The sequence below is a fragment of the Streptomyces sp. Q6 genome, assembly GCF_036967205.1.
GTDB classification, from domain to species: Bacteria; Actinomycetota; Actinomycetes; order Streptomycetales; family Streptomycetaceae; genus Streptomyces; species Streptomyces citrinus.
This window is the reverse complement of record NZ_CP146022.1, coordinates 4,503,606-4,520,507: the sequence shown is the minus strand read 5'-3', so window position 1 is coordinate 4,520,507 and position 16,902 is coordinate 4,503,606. Positions and strand designations below refer to the sequence as shown.

Annotated in this window: 13 protein-coding genes and 4 pseudogenes; 3 read left to right on the top strand and 14 right to left on the bottom strand. The window is 73.2% G+C overall.

The features are described 5' to 3' along the window. Window positions 1-16: 16 nt before the first annotated feature. The 3 genes and pseudogenes from V2W30_RS21145 to V2W30_RS21135 all read right to left on the bottom strand — a co-directional run bounded on the left by V2W30_RS21145 (window position 17) and on the right by V2W30_RS21135 (window position 3,128). On the bottom strand, window positions 17-682 hold the full coding sequence (locus V2W30_RS21145; protein WP_338698703.1) for a response regulator transcription factor: 666 nt from the start codon (window positions 680-682) through the stop codon (window positions 17-19). Next, on the bottom strand, window positions 679-2,028 hold the full coding sequence (locus V2W30_RS21140; protein ID WP_338698701.1) for a sensor histidine kinase: 1,350 nt from the start codon (window positions 2,026-2,028) through the stop codon (window positions 679-681). Before V2W30_RS21140 ends, V2W30_RS21145 begins: the two co-directional genes overlap by 4 nt. 223 nt (window positions 2,029-2,251) lie before the next feature. Next, window positions 2,252-3,128 (bottom strand): annotated as a pseudogene (locus tag V2W30_RS21135) (alpha/beta hydrolase). Between the two features lie 142 nt (window positions 3,129-3,270). Here V2W30_RS21135 and V2W30_RS21130 point away from each other — a divergent pair. Continuing rightward, a pseudogene (locus V2W30_RS21130) lies at window positions 3,271-3,911 on the top strand (TetR/AcrR family transcriptional regulator). Here the strand turns inward: V2W30_RS21130 and kynU are convergent. The 11 genes and pseudogenes from kynU to V2W30_RS21075 all read right to left on the bottom strand — a co-directional run bounded on the left by kynU (window position 3,904) and on the right by V2W30_RS21075 (window position 14,261). After that, complete coding sequence (gene kynU / locus V2W30_RS21125; protein ID WP_338698699.1) at window positions 3,904-5,103, bottom strand: kynureninase; 1,200 nt, start codon at window positions 5,101-5,103, stop codon at window positions 3,904-3,906. The pseudogene V2W30_RS21130 and the gene kynU sit on opposite strands and share 8 nt — an antisense overlap. Further along, window positions 5,096-5,926 carry a tryptophan 2,3-dioxygenase family protein gene (locus V2W30_RS21120; RefSeq protein WP_338698697.1) on the bottom strand — a complete coding sequence of 277 codons (831 nt, stop codon included), beginning with the start codon at window positions 5,924-5,926 and terminating at the stop codon, window positions 5,096-5,098. Before V2W30_RS21120 ends, kynU begins: the two co-directional genes overlap by 8 nt. 170 nt (window positions 5,927-6,096) lie before the next feature. Beyond that, window positions 6,097-6,510 carry a DUF3151 domain-containing protein gene (locus V2W30_RS21115; RefSeq protein ID WP_338698695.1) on the bottom strand — a complete coding sequence of 138 codons (414 nt, stop codon included), beginning with the start codon at window positions 6,508-6,510 and terminating at the stop codon, window positions 6,097-6,099. A 19-nt stretch (window positions 6,511-6,529) separates the two neighbouring features. After that, entirely contained in the window at window positions 6,530-7,693 is a 1,164-nt protein-coding gene (locus V2W30_RS21110; RefSeq protein ID WP_338698692.1) for a MalY/PatB family protein, read from the bottom strand. A 69-nt stretch (window positions 7,694-7,762) separates the two neighbouring features. Then, window positions 7,763-8,794: a class II fructose-bisphosphate aldolase gene (gene fbaA, locus V2W30_RS21105; RefSeq protein ID WP_338698691.1), complete on the bottom strand. Its 1,032-nt coding sequence runs from the start codon at window positions 8,792-8,794 to the stop codon at window positions 7,763-7,765. A 194-nt stretch (window positions 8,795-8,988) separates the two neighbouring features. Continuing rightward, entirely contained in the window at window positions 8,989-9,543 is a 555-nt protein-coding gene (gene pyrE, locus V2W30_RS21100) for an orotate phosphoribosyltransferase (RefSeq protein ID WP_338698690.1), read from the bottom strand. Window positions 9,544-9,545: 2 nt separating this feature from the next. Beyond that, window positions 9,546-10,370, bottom strand: a complete 825-nt coding sequence (locus V2W30_RS21095; RefSeq protein ID WP_338698689.1) for an aldose 1-epimerase — start codon at window positions 10,368-10,370, stop codon at window positions 9,546-9,548. A gap of 26 nt (window positions 10,371-10,396) precedes the next feature. Then, window positions 10,397-11,268: pseudogene (locus V2W30_RS21090) on the bottom strand (SRPBCC family protein). A gap of 121 nt (window positions 11,269-11,389) precedes the next feature. After that, window positions 11,390-12,927: pseudogene (locus V2W30_RS21085) on the bottom strand (polyamine aminopropyltransferase). A 126-nt stretch (window positions 12,928-13,053) separates the two neighbouring features. Then, window positions 13,054-13,581 (bottom strand): DUF2617 family protein, encoded by a 528-nt coding sequence (locus V2W30_RS21080; protein WP_338698688.1) that lies wholly within the window; start codon window positions 13,579-13,581, stop codon window positions 13,054-13,056. A gap of 362 nt (window positions 13,582-13,943) precedes the next feature. After that, complete coding sequence (locus V2W30_RS21075) at window positions 13,944-14,261, bottom strand: hypothetical protein (RefSeq protein WP_338698687.1); 318 nt, start codon at window positions 14,259-14,261, stop codon at window positions 13,944-13,946. A gap of 135 nt (window positions 14,262-14,396) precedes the next feature. On the opposite strand from V2W30_RS21075, the gene V2W30_RS21070 reads away from it, so the two are divergent. Both V2W30_RS21070 and V2W30_RS21065 read left to right on the top strand, forming a co-directional pair. Further along, window positions 14,397-15,596 carry a pyridoxal phosphate-dependent aminotransferase gene (locus V2W30_RS21070; protein WP_338698686.1) on the top strand — a complete coding sequence of 400 codons (1,200 nt, stop codon included), beginning with the start codon at window positions 14,397-14,399 and terminating at the stop codon, window positions 15,594-15,596. 82 nt (window positions 15,597-15,678) lie between these two features. Next, window positions 15,679-16,896, top strand: a complete 1,218-nt coding sequence (locus tag V2W30_RS21065; protein ID WP_425244570.1) for a hypothetical protein — start codon at window positions 15,679-15,681, stop codon at window positions 16,894-16,896. Window positions 16,897-16,902 lie beyond the last annotated feature (6 nt).

The following is a 16,902-nucleotide window of genomic DNA, read 5'->3' as shown; positions in this document are numbered from 1 at the left end:
GGGACGTTAGTCCTGGTCACCCCGGCGTGACCAGACGTGCCTCGTACGCGAAGACCGCCGCCTGCGTGCGGTCGCGCAGCCCCAGCTTCACCAGGACGCGGCTGACGTGGGTCTTGATCGTCGACTCGGCGACGACGAGCCGCTCGGCGATCTCGGCGTTCGACAGGCCCTGCGCGATGAGCACGAGGACCTCCGTCTCGCGCTCGGTCAGCTCGCCGTACGCGTCGGCGTGCCGGCCCGCGAGCGGCTTCGGGGCGTCGGCGAGCTTCGAGAACTCGGTGATCAGGCGGCGCGTCACCGTCGGCGCGAGCAGCGCCTCGCCGGACGCCACGATCCGTACGCCGTCCGCGAGTTGGCGGGCCGAGGCGTCCTTGAGGAGGAACCCGGAGGCGCCCGCGCGCAGCGCCTGGTACACGTACTCGTCGAGGTCGAACGTGGTCAGGACGAGGACCTTCGCGCCCTCGTCGGCGGCGACGATCGCACGGGTCGCCTCGATGCCGTTCAGCTCCGGCATGCGGATGTCCATCAGGACGACGTCGGGGCGCAGTTCGCGGACCTTGGTGATCGCCTCACTGCCGTTGACCGCCTCGCCGACGACCTCGATGTCGGGCATCGCGCCGAGCAGCACCGAGAAGCCCTCGCGGACCATCATCTGGTCGTCGGCGATCAGAACCTTGATCATGCGCCGGCCTCGTCGTGCTCGTCGTGCTCGTCACGGGCGATCTCGCGGGCGGCGACCGGCAGGAAGACGGTCACCTCGTACCCGCCGTCGGGCGTCGCCTCCGTCGTCATCTCGCCGCTCAGCATGGCGACGCGCTCGCGCATGCCGGTGATGCCGTGCCCGGCGCCGGGGCTGGGCTTGACCAGGCCGGTCGAGGGCCCGTTGACGACGCGCAGGCCGATGCCGCCGAGGACGTACGCCACCTCGACGGCGGCCGGCGCGCCCGGTGCGTGCCGCAGCGTGTTGCTCAGGGCCTCCTGCACGATCCGGTACGCGGACAGTTCGACCCCGGGCGGCAGTTCACGGACCGCGCCGGTGACGGTCCTGGTGACGGACAGGCCCGCGTCCCGCACGTTCTCCAGGAGCCGGTCGAGGTCGGCGAGCGTGGGCTGCGGGGCGTCGGGCGCCTCGTAGTCCTCGGCCCGTACGACGCCCAGGACGCGGCGCAGTTCGGTGAGGGCCGCCACCGCGTTCTCCCGGATCGTGACGAAGGCCCGCTCCAGCTCGGGCGGCGGGTTCTCGACGCGGTAGGGCGCGGCCTCCGCCTGGATGGCGACCACCGACATGTGGTGCGCGACGACGTCGTGCAGCTCGCGGGCGATGGTGGTGCGCTCTTCGAGGAGGGTGCGGCGGTCGCGCTCGACGGCGGTGGAGGTGCGCTCCTCGACGACCTGGCGCCTGGTGGTGCGGTTGGCCTGGCCGAGCGTGACGAGCGCGACCGCGACACCGGAGAAGAGCAGCATCGGCACGGCGTCGCTCCCGAACCACCCGCCGAAGGCGTTCGCCGCGAGGAACGAGTACACCGCGCTGAGGATCCACATCCAGGCCGCCGTACGCGGCCGGGTGCGGGCGGCGACGATCGTCATGACGGCCGTGTGCCCGGCGATGCTCCCGCCCGACCAGGGGTAGAGGTCGGCTCCGGCGAGCATGACGGCGATCGGCGCCGCGGCCAGCGACAGCCACCAGGCGAGCACCGGGCGGAGCAGCGTGAGTCCGACGGGCAGCGCCACGATCAGCCCGCCCATCAGCGCGACCGGGGCACTGTCGGTGGGCCCGGAGAGGCTGATGGCGAAAGTCACCAGCGCGAGGCCCAGGACGCCGAGGTGGGGCAGCAGCCCCGCTTCCTCGCGCGGCCCCGCCGGTATCAACTCCCACGCCGGCCCCTCGGTGCGCATCCGCGGCAGTGGCCGGTAGGCGGACACGTCCCGGAACAGGTCCGCGCGCAGGCCGCGCAGCGACTGTCGGGCGAAGCGCGACTCGGGGCCGCGCTCACGCGAACCCGGCACAGTGGTGGTCGTCTCGGTCATGGCACGACCGTACGGCTCGGGGCGGCCCGGGTCGTCCCTAGGAAGTCGGGTCTCGGGCCTCCGTCGTGAGTACTACATCGGGCCGTTCGCGGTCGCGACAAGCGTCGCGTGCGGGCCGCGTGCGCGGTCGCGTCAGGTTCCGCCGGAGCCTGCGCGCGGCGGTCACGGCCGCCCGGGCCGCGGGGCGGGGCCCCGGCGCCCCGTCCCGCCGGGCCGGTCGTGCTCACCAGGCCAGTTGCGCGATCTCCTCGGCCACCACCGCGCACGCGTCCGCCGCCGGGTCGATCAGCGGGAAGTGCCCGACCTCCTGGAGGAACGTGACGCCCACGACCTCTCCGGCCCTGGCCGCCGCGTCCGCGTACGCCTCGGCCATGGCGAACGGCACGGTCGTGTCCCTGCGCCCCTGGACGAGGGTCGTCGCGATGCCCGTCGGCAGCAGCAGCGCGGGGTCGGCCCACGGGCGTCGCTGCTCGCACAACGCGTCGTCGCCGCCGAGGAGTTGGTCCGCCGCGCCGCCGCACACCCCAGCTCCCGCGCCAGCGCGAAGTCGGCGATCGGCGCGAGCGCGACGACGCCGCGCAGGGCGGGCGGGGCCGGGGTGAACCAGGGCGCGTCCGCGGGCAGCACGTTCCGGGCCGCGAGCCACAGGGCGAGATGGCCGCCCGCCGAGTGCCCGGTGACGACGGTGCGGCGGGCGTCCGCCATGGGGAGCAGCTCGGCGACCAGGGCGGGCAGCGCGTCGAACGCGGCCGCCACGTCGTCGAACGTCTCCGGCCAGCGCCCGGCCACCGGCCCGTCGACGCCCTGGTGCGGCACGCCCCGGGCCCGCGCCGGTACTCGACGTTGGCGACGGCGAACCCGCGCCGCGCGAGGAAGTCGCAGAACGGGCTCAGGTGCGCGCGGTCGTACGGGGCCCGCCACGCGCCGCCGTGCAGGGCGACGACCAGCGGGGCCGCGGTCGAGCCGTCCCGGGGGGCGTAGAAGTCGACGACCTGATCCGGGTGATCTCCGTACGCCGCGGTGACGTCCGGCGGTACGGCGGGGTGCGAGAAGGCGGATGCCTCCTCCGCCTCGTCACGGGCAGCGGCGTCGTCCGGCATGCTCCAACCTCTCGAAGTCGCAGGTGAATTGGCCCGAAGGAATCAGAACCGCAGGGTAAGCGGACGCTACCAGTCCCATGACGTGCGCCGACACGCACAGTGACCGAATTAACGGTTCTCCCGTGCCGTTACCCTGGAGGGCATGACGGCCCCGAGCAGCGACCACCGCAGCGATCCCGGCAGCGACCCGGAACCCGGCACCCTCCGCCCCGGCGGCCGCACCGCCGGGTCCGCGCGGCGGTGCTGGCCGCCGCGGGTGACGTGCTGGCCGAGCAGGGCTTCGACCGGCTCGACCTCGCCGACATCGCGCGCCGCGCGGACGTCGGCAAGACCACGGTGTACCGGCGCTGGGCGTCACCGACCGGCCTGGTCGCCGACCTGCTCGCCGAGATGGCCGAGGAGTCGCTGCCCCGCTCGGCGACCGGCTCGCTGCGCGGAGACCTGACCGCCAACGCCGACCTCGTGCGGCGCACCCTCGCCGACCCGCGCCAGGGCCCGCTGTTCCGCGCGGTGATCGCCGCCGCGACCTGCGACGACCGGACGGCCCAGGCCCTCGCGCGCTTCTACGAGGTGCGGGTCGCGGAGTGGGCGCCGGTCGTCGAAGAGGCCGTCGCCCGGGGCGAGTTGCCGTCGGGCACGGACGCCGCGGACGTCGTACGGGCCGTCTCCGCGCCGCTCTACTACCGGCTCCTGACCACCGGGACCGCGCCCACCGAGGCGGACGCGGCCCGTGCCGTCGAGGCCGCCCTCGCGGCGGCGGCGGCCGGCGTCTACGTCAGCTGAGCTCGTCGGCCAGCACCCGCGCCGCCCGCTCCACCTCGGCGAAGCCCAGGTACAGCGGCGTGAACCCGAACCGCAGCACGTCCGGCGCCCGGAAGTCGCCGACCACGCCCGCCGCGATCAGCCGGCCCATCACCTCGCCCGCGTCCGCGCACCGCAGCGCCACCTGGCTGCCCCGCTCGGCGTGGGCACGCGGCGTCACGACCTCGACCCGGCCCTGCGGCACGTACGCGGCGACGCACTCCAGGAAGAAGTCCGTCAGCGCGAGGGACTTGGCGCGCACCGCGTCGACCGAGACGTCCGGGCGCCGCCACACGTCGAGCGCCGCCTCCAGGGCGAGCATGGACAGGATGTCGGGCGTGCCGACCCGGCCGCGCACGGCGCCGTCCGCGGCCTCGTACTCCGGGCGCATCCCGAACGGCTCGGCGTGCGAGTTCCACCCCGGCAGCGGCGAGTCGAACCGGTCCTGGAGCTCACGCCGCACGTACAGGTACGCGGGTGAACCCGGGCCGCCGTTCAGGAACTTGTACGTGCAGCCGACCGCGAGGTCGACGCCGTGCTCGTCGAGCCCGACCGGCAGCGCGCCCGCGCTGTGGCACAGGTCCCACACCGAGACGGCCCCCGCCGCGCGGACCGCAGCCGTCAGCGACGGCAGGTCGTGCAGCCGTCCGCTGCGGTAGTCGACGTGGTTCAACAGCACCGCCGCCGTACGGGAGTTGAGTGCGTCCGGCACCTCGCCCGGCTGCACGGCACGCACCTCGCAGCCGGTCAGCCGCGCGGCGGAGGCGGCGATGTAGCCGTCCGTGGGGAACGTGGCGGCGTCGACGAGGATCTCGTCGCGCCCCTCGTCCGCGAGCCGCGCGAGCCGCACCGCGCCCACAAGTGCCTTGAAGACATTGACACTTGTGGAGTCGCCGACGACGATCTGCCCGGCCGCCGCGCCGACCAGCGGGGCGATCAGGTCGCCGATCCGCTCGGGCGCGGTCCACCAGCCGGACTCGGTCCACGAGCGGATGCGCAGCTCGCCCCACTGGCGGCGGACGACGTCCTCGACCCGTCCGGGCACGTGCGCGGGCAGCGCGCCCAGCGAGTTCCCGTCGAGGTAGACGCCGTCGCCGAGGACGAAGTCGGCGCGGACAGCGGCGAGTGGGTCGTCGGCGTCGAGTTCCCGCGCCCGCTCGTACAGGTCAGACATGGGACCTCGCCGTCCACAGCTCGGGGAACACGTTCTTCTGCGCGCGCTTCTCCAGCCACGCCACACCGGCGGAGCCGCCCGTGCCGGTCTTGGCGCCCATCGCGCGGCGCGTGGCCACCAGGTGGTCGTTGCGCCAGCGCCACACCAGCTCGGCGACATCGGTCAACGCCTCGCCGAGCCGGGCGAGTTCGTCGCTCTCGTCACCGGCGTACAGGGCGGTCCACACGGCCTCGACCTCGGGGGACGGCTCGTACTTCCGCGACACGTCACGGTCGAGGACGGCGCGCGGTACGGCGTGGCCGCGCCGGGCGAGCAGCCGCAGCACCTCGTCGTAGAGGCTCGGCTCGTGCAGCGCCTTGTCGAGCTCGGCGTACACGCGCGGCGCGCCCCGGTGCGGCACCAGCATCGACGCGGACTTGTCGCCGAGCAGGAACTCCATGCGCCGGTACATCGCCGACTGGAAGCCGGAGCCCTCGCCGAGGGCCGAGCGGTAGGCGTTGAACTGGGCGGGGGTGAGCTGTGCCAGGGGCCGCCAGGAATCGTTGAGCGCCTGGAGCTCCCGTACGGACCGCTTGAGGGCGGCCACGGCGGTGGGCACGTCGTCGTCGGCGAGAGCCCGGGTCGCGGTCTCCCACTCGTGCACGATGACGGTGAACCACAGCTCCATCACCTGGGTCGTGACCAGGAAGACCATCTCGCCGGGGTCGTCCGAGCGAAGGTGCTGGAGGTGGGTGAGGACATCGGCCTGGACGTAGTCCTCGTAGGGCGTGGTGCCCGCGAAGTCGAGATGCGGGGTCGCTGGTGCTTCCGCGTCGTGGGACATCGCTGTCTCCTGTTGCGTACTCCGGGTAGCGGTCCGCCCTGCCGTTACCGGCACGGGGCCCCGGTCCCCACCGTGCATCCTCCGCAATCGTCCCCCGAAACAGCAAGGCCCGCCCGGTCACACCGGGCGGGCCGTACCGAAACCCCTGACAAAGGGGGACGAAAAGGGGACTAGCCGAGCGTCTGCGCGGCCGTCTCCGAGGAGTCCTTGAGGAACTGGCTGCAGCGCTCGTACTCCTCCTGCTCGCCGATGGACCCGGCGGCGCGGGCCAGCGCGTGCAGGGCGCGCAGGAAGCCGCGGTTCGGCTCGTGCTCCCACGGCACCGGGCCGTGGCCCTTCCAGCCGCTGCGCCGCAGGGCGTCCAGGCCCCGGTGGTAGCCGGTACGGGCGTACGCGTACGACTCGACGACGCTGCCCCGCTCGAACGCCTCGTCGGCGAGCTGCGCCCAGGCGAGCGAGGAAGTCGGGTACTTCGCGGCGACGTCGGCGGGGGCCGTGCCGTTCGCGAGCAGCTCACGCGGCTCCGGGTCGTCGGGCAGGTGGGTCGGGGGCGGTCCCCCGAGGAGGTTCTCGTGAAGGCTCATGGGTTCCAGTGTGCCGCGCCTACCCGGCGACCCGGCGCGCGGCCCTGATCAGCGCGCCCACCCCGGCCTCGGCCTTGGCCCGCGGACAGCCGACGTTCAGCCGCACGAAGCCCGGCGCCCCGTACGTGCCGCCGGGCATGACCGCCACCTTCTCCTGCTCGACGAGGACCCGCTGCATCTCCGCGTCCTCCTCGATGCCGAGCGGCCGCAGGTCGATCCAGGCGAGGTACCCGGCCTGCGGCGGCCGCCAGCCCAGCTCCGGCAGCCCCTCCGCGAGCCGCTCCTCGACCATCCGCAGATTCCCGTACGTGTACGCGCGCAGGGCGTCCAGCCACGCCCCGCCCTCGCGGTACGCGGCGATGTGCGCGGTCAGCGACAGCACGGCGGGCGACGCGAGACCCTCGCCGGTGTCCATCCTGCGGACGAACTCGGCGTGGTCGCCCGGATCGCCCACGAACCCGTAACTCCCGCTCAGCGCGGGGAAGTTGAAGGACTTGGTGGCCGAGGTGACGAGCGCCCAGCGGAGCCCGTCGGCGTACCGCGGGAACGGCAGGTGGACGTACCCGTCGTGTGTGAGATCGGCGTGGATCTCGTCGCTGACGACGGCGACGTCGTAGGTCCGCGCGAGGCCGGCGAGGCGACGCAGTTCGGCGTCCGTCCACACGTGCCCGGTCGGGTTGTGCGGCGAGCAGAGCACGAGCACCCGGCTGTCGGGGCGCGCCAGCTCCCGCTCCAGGCCGGCCCAGTCGTCGAGCCCGACGGCCCGCAGCTCGCGCCCGAGGCCGGTGACGGCCTTGCGGAACCCGTCGTACGTCGGCGCGTGCAGCACGACCCCGTCGCCCGGCGCGGTCCACATCCGCAGGAGCTGCGACACCTGGTTGAGCACCGACGGGGCGTACACCAGCCGGTCGAGGTCGACCTCGGTGGCGTACCGGCCGCGGAACCAGTCCCGTATCGCGCCCCGGAAGTCGTCGTTGCGCCAGTCCGTGTACCCGAAAACCCCGTGCGCGATACGGGAGTTCAGTGCGTCCAGCACCTCGGGCGCGCACGCGAAGTCCATGTCGGAGATCGTGAACGGCAGCAGATCGGGCACGGGGAAACGGTCGGTGATGCCGTCCCACTGCACGGACCAGGTGCCGTGCCGGTCGACGGGTATGTCGAAGTCGTACGTGGCTGAAGACATCGGAAGACCTCCGGGCACGGCACGGGCCCGGCGCCCCGAGGGGACGCCGGGCCCGTGCGCGACAGCTGCTTACTTGATGCGGGTACCCGTGGAGCGCAGGTTCGCGCAGGCCTCGACGATGCGGGCGGTCATGCTCGCCTCGGCCTTCTTGCCCCACACGCGCGGGTCGTACGTCTTCTTGTTGCCGACCTCGCCGTCGACCTTCAGGACGCCGTCGTAGTTCTCGAACATGTGGCCCGCGATCGGGCGGGTGAAGGCGTACTGGGTGTCGGTGTCGAGGTTCATCTTCACGACGCCGTTCTCCAGCGCGGTGGTGATCTCCTCGATCGTGGAGCCGGAGCCGCCGTGGAAGACGAAGTCGAACGGCTTGGAGCCGGCCGGCTTGCCGTACTTCGCGGCGATGCCCTCGTTCAGCTCGGCGAGCAGGTCGGGGCGGAGCACGACGTTGCCCGGCTTGTACACGCCGTGCACGTTGCCGAAGGAGGCGGCCAGCAGGTAGCGGCCCTTCTCGCCCAGGCCGAGGGCCTCGACGGTGCGCACCGCGTCGTCGACCGTGGTGTAGAGGTTGTCGTTGATCTCGTGCGAGACGCCGTCCTCCTCACCACCGGTCGGCGTGATCTCGATCTCCAGGATGATGTTCGCGGCCTTGGCCTTGGCGAGCAGCTCCTGGGCGATCTCCAGGTTGTCGGCGAGGGTCTCGGCCGAGCCGTCCCACATGTGCGACTGGAACAGCGGGTGCTGGCCCTTGGCGACGCGCGCGGCGGAGATCTCGAGCAGCGGGCGCACGTAGCCGTCCAGCTTGCCCTTGGGGCAGTGGTCGGTGTGCAGCGCGATCTTGTTCGGGTACCGCTCGGCGGCGACGTGCGCGAACTCGGCGAGCGCCTGGGCGCCGACGACCATGTCCTTCACGCCCTGGCCCGACAGGTACTCGGCGCCACCGGTGGAGATCTGGATGATGCCGTCGCTCTCGGCCTCGGCGAAGCCCTGGAGGGCCGCGTTGAGGGTCTGCGTCGACGAGACGTTGATGGCCGGGTAGGCGAACTTCCCCGCCTTGGCCCGGTCGAGCATCTCGTTGTACTGATCCGGGGTTGCGATGGGCATCTGCCGTCTCCTCGTAAAGCGCGTGATTGCGGGTTCGGGTTGCTGTTCTGGGTGACCCTCACCAAGGGGGTGACATCATCGTCGACCCCATCTTTCCAGACTTGTGCGAATGCTCCAGTCCGGCGAAAGTCCCGAGTTCACGGACGGGTCCCGGACAGGTCCCGTGCGGGCCCCGTCCGGGTCCCGGACGGAGCTCAGTCGAGACCGAGCTCGTCCTTCGAGAAGGCGAAGAGGTACGGCACGCCCGCACCCTCGGTGATCTTCTCGGCGGCGCCGGTCGCCCGGTCCACGATGGTGGCGACGCCGACGACCTCGGCCCCGGCCTCGCGCACCGCCTGGACGGCCTCCAGCGGGGAGCCGCCGGTGGTGGACGTGTCCTCGACGACCAGGACGCGGCGGCCCTTGATGTCCGGGCCCTCCACGCGGCGCTGCATGCCGTGCGCCTTGGCGGCCTTGCGGACGACGAACGCGTCGAGGCGCTCGCCGCGGGCGGCGGACGCGTGCAGCATCGCGCCGGCGACGGGGTCGGCGCCCATGGTGAGGCCACCGACCGCGTCGAAGTCCAGGTCACGGGTCAGGTCGAGCAGCGCCTGGCCGACGAGCGGGGCGGCCTCGCCGTCGAGGGTGACGCGGCGCAGGTCGACGTAGTAGTCGGCCTCCAGGCCGGAGGAGAGCGTCACCTTGCCGTGCACCACGGCCTTGTCCTTGATCTGCTGGAGCAGCGCGTCACGCACGTCGTTCGAAGTCATGGCTACGAGCTTAGAGCCTGTGTTTGCGGGGCCGGATCCTTCAGCCGCCGCCATGACCAGGTGGTGCTCGCCTCGATCGGCTCGACGGGGGTGACGAGGCGCGGCGCCGTGTTCAGCCCGTTCGGCGGTCCGGTCTGCGGCTCGACGCACACGGCCGCCTCCTGCTCGTCGTAGACGACGACCCACTGCTCACGGCTGGCGACCTTCACCTCGATCTCGCCGGGCCAGGTCAGCGTGACGTCGACGCCGTCGGGCATCCCGAAGCAGTCGTCCCACGGCTGCGGCTGTACGTCGATGCGCTTGCCGGTGGGCAGGTGGTCGGCGCCGCGCTCCTCCTGCCAGGCGGCGTCGAAGGCGATCTCGACCGAGGAGTCGCCCAGCCGCCGGTTGAACCAGGGGTGCCAGCCGGCCTGCGCCGGGAACGAGTCGCCGTACGTCTCGACGCCGAGCGTCAGGGTCAGCGCGTCCTCGGTGAGCGAGACGATCTGCGTGACCCGGCCGGGGTAGGGCCAGGGCTCGGTGAGGTCGTACGTGAACACGGCCTCGGTGTCCGTGACGCGCGCGGTGGTCCACTCGGCGCTGCGGGCGAAGCCGTGGATGGCGTGCGGCGGGGAGTTCAGCGGCATCTGGTGCGTGTGGCCGCCGTCCCGGAACCGTCCGTCGCGGATGCGCCCGCACCAGGGCACCATCGGGAAGCAGCCGTACTTCTCCCCCTGCCGCAGCAGTTCGGTACCGGCGATCTTCAGGCTGCTCACGCGGCAGCCGTTCGCCGGCGCCACGGTCACTTCCGCGTCGCCCGCGGTCAGCGTCGTTTCCTGTGTCGTCACGACCCCTGACCCTATGCGGCCCCGGACTACTGGCGCCTGCGCAGGGCCCTTCCGACGACGATCGCCGACGCGAGGGCGACCGCCGCGGCGGGGGCGGCCCAGCGCAGGGTGGCCCGCGCGGTGGGGCCGTCGGGTACCGGCACGGGGCGTAGCGGCCGCGCGGCGGCGCGTGGTCGACCTCTTCGGCGCTGCGGCCGATCATGGTGCGCCGGGCGTGCGCGGCGAGCGGCTCCGCCGGGAGGCCGGTGTCCTCGTCGAGGTCCTCGTCCACGTCCTCGTGCAGCGCGATGTGGACATCGACACCGTCCTCGACATCGGCTTCCGTGTCCGCATCGGCGTCCCCGTCGAGGTCTTCGTCGAGATCTCCGCCGAGGTCTCCGTCGAGGTCCTCGTCCGGGGCGAGGGACGGCGGCGGGACCTCGGTGTCGAACACGGAGACGGGCTCGGCCCGCTCGTCGTCGGCGTCCTCCGAGCCCGGCTCCTGGCCCGCCGCGCCGAGGTTCCCCGCGAAACGGTTCAGCAGTCGGTGGGCGGCCGATTCCACGGCTTCGTGCGGGAGCTCGGCGACCCGGCCGTCGCCGGACGCGGTGCCGGTGAACGTGAGCGTGGACCCGCCGTCGGCCGCGGCCACCCGGGCGGTGAGCGCGAACTTCACGCCTCCGGTGCCCCGGACCTCGGTGCCGTCGCCGGTCACGGCGAACGACCCGTCGCCCGCCTCGGCGACACGGACGCTGCCGCGGTACGTGATGGTGTGGCCGCCGACCCGCACCTTGAGGCGGCCTCCCTCACCGGCGGCGTCGCGCTGGAACCCGGGCAGCGCCCGGGCGACGCCAAGGGGGTCGCAGAGAACCGCCCGCAGGGACTCCGCCGGAACCGGAACGAACACCTCATGCTCCATGTCACCCGAGCGTAGCGACTCCGCCCGGAACGTGGACCCTCTTCGCCGGTGCGGTGTCGATTCACTTCGGCCGCCGGTCCGTGAGGGGGTGACCGCACGGTTCCCCTCCCCCGCACCCGGGTCAGTAGCGCGGATGCACCAGCGTCGACGGGGCGTACCCCGGTACCGGACCGGCGTTCCGCCACCCCGTGCCCGGGGTGAGACCCGGTCGGCCCCGGCCCGCGAGGACGAAGCCCGCACCCCCGTCGCCCCGGTACGCCACCACCCGCAGCCCCGCGGAGCGCACCGTCGAGGCGACCGTCCAGAAGCGGCGGCCCGACACCGCGCCGCCGTGCACCACGACCCGGCCCCGCTCCCCGAGCACCCGCCCCACGAGCCCGTAGAACTCCTGCGAGTACAGCTTCGTGCTCGCCGTGCGGCCCGGGTCGGGCAGATCGCAGATCACCACGTCGTACGGTCGCGCCGGCCCCCGGACGGCGCCGCGCAGCCAGCCGAAGACGTCCCCGTCGCGACCCGCACCCGCGCGTCGCTCAGCGCCCGTCCGTTCAGCCCGCTCAGCGCCGGGTCGGTCCTGGCGAGGCGGACCAGGCCGGGGTCGGGGTCGACGACGTCGACGGAGCGCACCCCGCGGTGGCGCAGCACCTCGCGCGCCGCGAGGCCGTCGCCGCCGCCGAGCACGAGGACCCGCCCGTGCGGCCCGGCGCCGAGCGCGGGGCGGACGAGCGCCGCGTCGTAGCGGCCCGCTCCGTGGCCGCCCACCCGCAGCTTCCCGTCCAGGTAGAGGCGCACGGGCCGCCCGCGCTCGCCGCCGGTGACGACGACCTCCTGGTCGCCGGTCTGTACGGCGGCCCGCACGTGCGGGCCGAACATGGCCTGGCGGGCCGCCCGCTCGAAGTCGTCGACGAGGACCCACGCGGTGGCGAGCAGCCCGAGCGCGAGCAGGTTGACGAACAGCAGCAGCCAGCGGCCGCGGGCGCTCAGGTCCCGCAGGAACAGGCCGAGGACGAGGGCGCCCCCGGCCACCGCGTTGACCGCGCCGGTCAGCAGCGCCCCGGTCAGCTGGCCGAGCAGGGGGAGCAGCAGGAAGGGGAAGGCCAGGCCGCCGACCAGCGCGCCCACGTAGTCCGCCGCGAAGAGGTCGGCGACGGCCCCGCCGGGGTCCTGACGGCGGATCCGCTGGATGAGCACCATGAGGAGCGGGACCTCGGCGCCGATCAGCACGCCGATGGCCAGGGAGAACGCGACGAGCAGGTAGCGCGGCCCCTCGGTCCAGGCGCCGCCGCGGTCGCCGGTCCACGCGAACACCGCGTACAGCGCCATCGCGCTGCATCCGCCGACCAGGGCGAGCGCCGCCTCGACCATGGCGAAGCCGACGGCGGCCCGGTAGCGCAGCCGCTTGGCGGCGAGCGAGCCGAGGCCCATCGCGAAGACCATGACGGAGAGCACGACGGAGGCCTGGGTGACCGAGTCGCCCATCAAGTACGAGGCGAGCGCCACGAGTTCGAGCTCGTACACCAGTCCACAGGCCGCGCAGACGAAGACGCCGACGAGGACCAGGAACCGGCCGGTGCCCGGTTTGACCGGGAGCGGAGCCCGGCCCGGTCCGCCGAAGTGCCGTGGGGCCCCTCCGGGCGGGGCGGGCGCGTGCGGTTCGATCACGCCTGGAACGCTACGTCACCGCCCGACTCCGCCCGGTCACCCACACGTGTGGAACCGGCGCACCGCACGCATACCCCGCCGGACGATGACCTGACGAAGACCTGACGAAGACCTACGGACAGGGGCTCAGAGCGCGGCACCGGCCGGCACCCGCACACCCACCCGGCTGCGGGTGGCGACGAGTTGACCGTCCTGCGGATAGGCGTGCCAGGTGCGCCAGTGCACCTGCCCGTCGTCGTGCCGCTGGGCCAGCATCGCCGTGAAGGCGTGCGGGCTGCCGGGAAAGACTCCGGCGAGTCCGTTCGGATGGTCGGCGACCAGAGCGAGCAACTCCTGAGCGCGCCCGGCGAATTGACCGGCTGTCAGTTGTTCGACGCGCGCGGCGAATTCGTACTCCCAGTCGCCGACGCGTTTCGCGACGCCGAGCGGGAGCGGGGTGCTGCTGCCGGGGATGCAGGCCACGGTCTCCGAACAGCTGCCGTGCTCCTCTTCGAGAAGCACCTGGTGAGAGGCGCCGAGGAGCCTCAACTGGAGAGTGGCGCCCGCGAGTTCGAGGTCGAGGGTGGCGAGCGCGGGCAAGGGCTCCCGGCCCAGAGCCCAGGCCAGATCGGCCGCGCTCGTATCGGTGTAGGCGGTGTTCAGGGTCGTGAGCATGGGTCGGCTCCGCTAGCACGCATAAGGAGGTGAGACCGGCTTATGTCCAAAAGGGACCGGCTCGCGCCCACGCGAACGTGTCGAGTACGTCAGGGTCAGGGTACGTAGGCCGAGTACGTCGAACGAGGGCTGTTTTTGACGGTTGAAAGGGAATCATGGGCGGTGTCTTCGCCACAGCGTTTTTACCCAACTTCGGAGGGTTTCCATCCCCCCGAGGGCTGCACAGCTCAACTGTTCAACTTCCACGGCCACCTTTCGCGCCCGGCGCACAACTTCCGGGGGGACACCCGGACATGCGTGCGGCCCGCGCGGACCGACTGCCCCGTGTCAGTCGCCTCCCCGCGGGCCGCACGCCTCAGGTGTCAGCTGCCGCCGCCGCAGCCGCCGCCGCCACCCCCGCACGACGAGCCGCCCCCGCAGGAGCTGCCGCCACCGCACGAGGAACTGCCCCCGCACGACGAGTGGTGGTGTCCGGACGACCCTCCGGAACAGGACACGCCGCCGGACGCGGCACCGCCCGCCCACCAGCTGCCGCTGCCGCCGCCGCTCTTCTTCGTGGACGTCCGCCGGTTGCTCCCGGCGTTCCGCGGCGCGAGCGGGTCGCCCCGCCCGCCGGAGGCCGCCATGACGACGACCACGACGACGACCACGATCCCTACGGCAATCGCTCCCACGATCACGGCACTCACCCGCTTTCCGGTTCCCCCGTGCCCCCGTGTCCCCCGAGGGGCGCCCCGAGCGGGGCGTGTGAGGGGGATGCCCGTGCCCGCACGCGGCCAAAGCAGAGTTGAGGAAGTCCAGAGGTTCGGCGCAGGATGGCCGGCATGACCTCCCCGAGCCCGTCCCGCGCGCGCCCTCTGCTCAACCGCCGACTCGCCGAGTTCGGCACGACGATCTTCGCCGAGATGTCCGCGCTCGCCACGGCCACCGGCTCGATCAACCTCGGCCAGGGGTTCCCCGACACCGACGGCCCCGAGTCGGTGCGCGAGGCGGCGGTGCGGGCGCTGCGCGACGGGCGCGGGAACCAGTACCCGCCGGGCCCCGGCGTCCCCGAGCTGCGCACCGCGATCGCCGCGCACCAGGAGCGGCGGTACGGCATCACGCTCGACCCGGACGCCGAGGTCCTGGTCACGGCGGGCGCGACGGAGGCCATCGCCGCGTCCCTGCTGGCCCTGGTCGAGCCCGGCGACGAGGTCATCGCGTTCGAGCCGTACTACGACTCGTACGCGGCGAGCATCGCGCTCGCGGGCGGCACCCGGGTCCCGGTGACGCTCCGGCCCGACGGCGCGGCCTTCCGGCTCGACCTCGACGAGCTGCGCGCCGCGGTCACCCCCCGCACCCGGCTGCTCCTCATCAACACCCCGCACAACCCGACGGGCACCGTCCTCACCCGTGCCGAGCTGACCGCCGTCGCCGAGCTCGCCGTCGAGCGCGACCTGCTCGTCGTCACCGACGAGGTCTACGAGCACCTGACCTACGGCGACGCCGAGCACATCCCGCTGGCCACCCTGCCGGGCATGCGCGAGCGCACGGTGACGATCTCCTCCAGCGGCAAGACCTTCTCGTTCACCGGCTGGAAGGTCGGCTGGGTGACGTCCACGCCGGAGCTGGTCTCGGCGGTCCGCTCGGCGAAGCAGTTCCTCACGTACGTCTCCGCGGGCCCCTTCCAGTACGCGATCGCGGAGGCGCTCGCCCTCCCCGACTCCTACTTCGACGACTTCCGCGCCGACATGACGGCCAAGCGGGACCTGCTCACGGCGGGCCTCAGGGACGCGGGCTTCACGGTGTTCGAGCCCGCGGGCACGTACTTCGTGACGACCGACATCCGCCCGCTCGACCCGGCGGGCGACGGCTTCGCGTTCTGCCGGGAGCTGCCCGAGCGGTGCGGGGTCGTCGCCATCCCGAACGCCGTGTTCTACGACGACCGGGCGGCCGGGGCGCCCTTCGTGCGGTTCGCGTTCTGCAAGCGGGAGTCCGTGCTCACGGAAGCGGTCGGCCGGCTCAAGCGGCGGTAACCCCCGGCCGTACGCCGGTCGGCGGCCCCCGTCTGGCCCCGCCCAACTCGCGGGCGCGGCACGGGCATCGCAGGGTTCGGATGTGACCGAGCCGACCGCCACCGTTCTTGACGGCCCCTCAGCCCCCGGTGCCCCCTCCTCCGGAGCCCGCGCCGCGTCCTCGCCGCGGGCTCTGCCGCGCCCGGCGGCCGGGGCCGCGAAGGCACTCGCGGTCTTCGCGGCGGCCCGGCTGACGGGCGTGCTCGCGGTCGCCGCGGGCGCCTGGCTCACCGGGCAGAAGCCGCTCGCGCTGCTCGGCCGCTCCTGGGACTCCCTGTGGTACGAGGGCATCGCCGCGCACGGCTACGGCGTGCGCACCCTGCACTTCGGCGACGGCGTCGTCCACAGCGACCTCGCGTTCTTCCCGCTCTACCCCGCGCTGATCCGGGCCGCGCACACGGTGCTGCCGCTGAGCACCGGGGTGTGCGCCCTGCTGATCGCCTGGGCGGCGACGCTCACCGCGGCCGTCGGCATCCACCGCATCGGCGCCCGTCTGCACGGCCCCGCCGTCGCGACGGCCCTGGTCGTCCTGTGGGGCCTGCTCCCGCACTCCGTGGTGCTGTCCATGGCGTACACGGAACCGGTGCTCACGGCGCTCGCCGCCTGGTCCCTGTACGCGGTCCTGACCGGGCGCTGGCTGTGGGCGGGTTCCCTCGCCGCGCTCGCCGGCCTGTCCCGCCCGAACGGCTTCGCGGTCGCGGCGGCCGTCCTGTCCACAGCCGTGTACGAGATCGTGCGGCACCGCGGCCGGGTTCCCCACAGGCTGTGGACGGGCGCGCTGCTCGCGCCGCTCGGCTGGGCCTCGTACGTCCTGTGGGTGGGACGGCACCAGGGCGATCCGCTCGGCGGCTACTTCGCGGTGCAGCGCGGCTGGGGCTCGACGTTCGACTTCGGGGTGGGTTCGGCCCGGTTCGTGAAGAAGATGCTGCTGCACGGCGACCGCTTCGTCTTCCCCATGACGCTGCTGATCGTGGCGGCGGCCGTGCTCCTGTACGCGTTCCTGCTCCTGGACCGGGCGCCGCTGCCGCTCGCCGTCTACACCGGCGTACTGCTCCTGATCGCCGTCGGCGGCTCCGGCTTCTTCGAGTCGAAGCCGCGCTTCCTGCTGCCCGCGTTCCCGCTGCTGCTGCCGCTGGCCTGCGCGCTCGCCCGTACGGCGAGAGCCCGGCCCGCACACGCCGTCCTGGTGACGGGCGTACTGGCCGGGCTCTCCCTTGCGTACGGGACGTATCTGATCGTCTACGCCCACACACCGCTGTGACGGGCG

What these genes read in the sequence shown, in the direction of transcription:
- pyrE (WP_338698690.1), bottom strand. Translation starts at nt 9,543, where the DNA reads ATGACTTCGAACGACGTGCGTGACGCGCTGCTCCAGCAGATCAAGGAC.
- V2W30_RS21140 (WP_338698701.1), bottom strand. Translation starts at nt 2,028, where the DNA reads ATGACCGAGACGACCACCACTGTGCCGGGTTCGCGTGAGCGCGGCCCC.
- V2W30_RS21080 (WP_338698688.1), bottom strand. Translation starts at nt 13,581, where the DNA reads ATGCTCACGACCCTGAACACCGCCTACACCGATACGAGCGCGGCCGAT.
- V2W30_RS21115 (WP_338698695.1), bottom strand. Translation starts at nt 6,510, where the DNA reads ATGAGCCTTCACGAGAACCTCCTCGGGGGACCGCCCCCGACCCACCTG.
- V2W30_RS21145 (WP_338698703.1), bottom strand. Translation starts at nt 682, where the DNA reads ATGATCAAGGTTCTGATCGCCGACGACCAGATGATGGTCCGCGAGGGC.
- V2W30_RS21110 (WP_338698692.1), bottom strand. Translation starts at nt 7,693, where the DNA reads ATGTCTTCAGCCACGTACGACTTCGACATACCCGTCGACCGGCACGGC.
- V2W30_RS21120 (WP_338698697.1), bottom strand. Translation starts at nt 5,926, where the DNA reads ATGTCCCACGACGCGGAAGCACCAGCGACCCCGCATCTCGACTTCGCG.
- fbaA (WP_338698691.1), bottom strand. Translation starts at nt 8,794, where the DNA reads ATGCCCATCGCAACCCCGGATCAGTACAACGAGATGCTCGACCGGGCC.
- kynU (WP_338698699.1), bottom strand. Translation starts at nt 5,103, where the DNA reads ATGTCTGACCTGTACGAGCGGGCGCGGGAACTCGACGCCGACGACCCA.
- V2W30_RS21070 (WP_338698686.1), top strand. Translation starts at nt 14,397, where the DNA reads ATGGCCGGCATGACCTCCCCGAGCCCGTCCCGCGCGCGCCCTCTGCTC.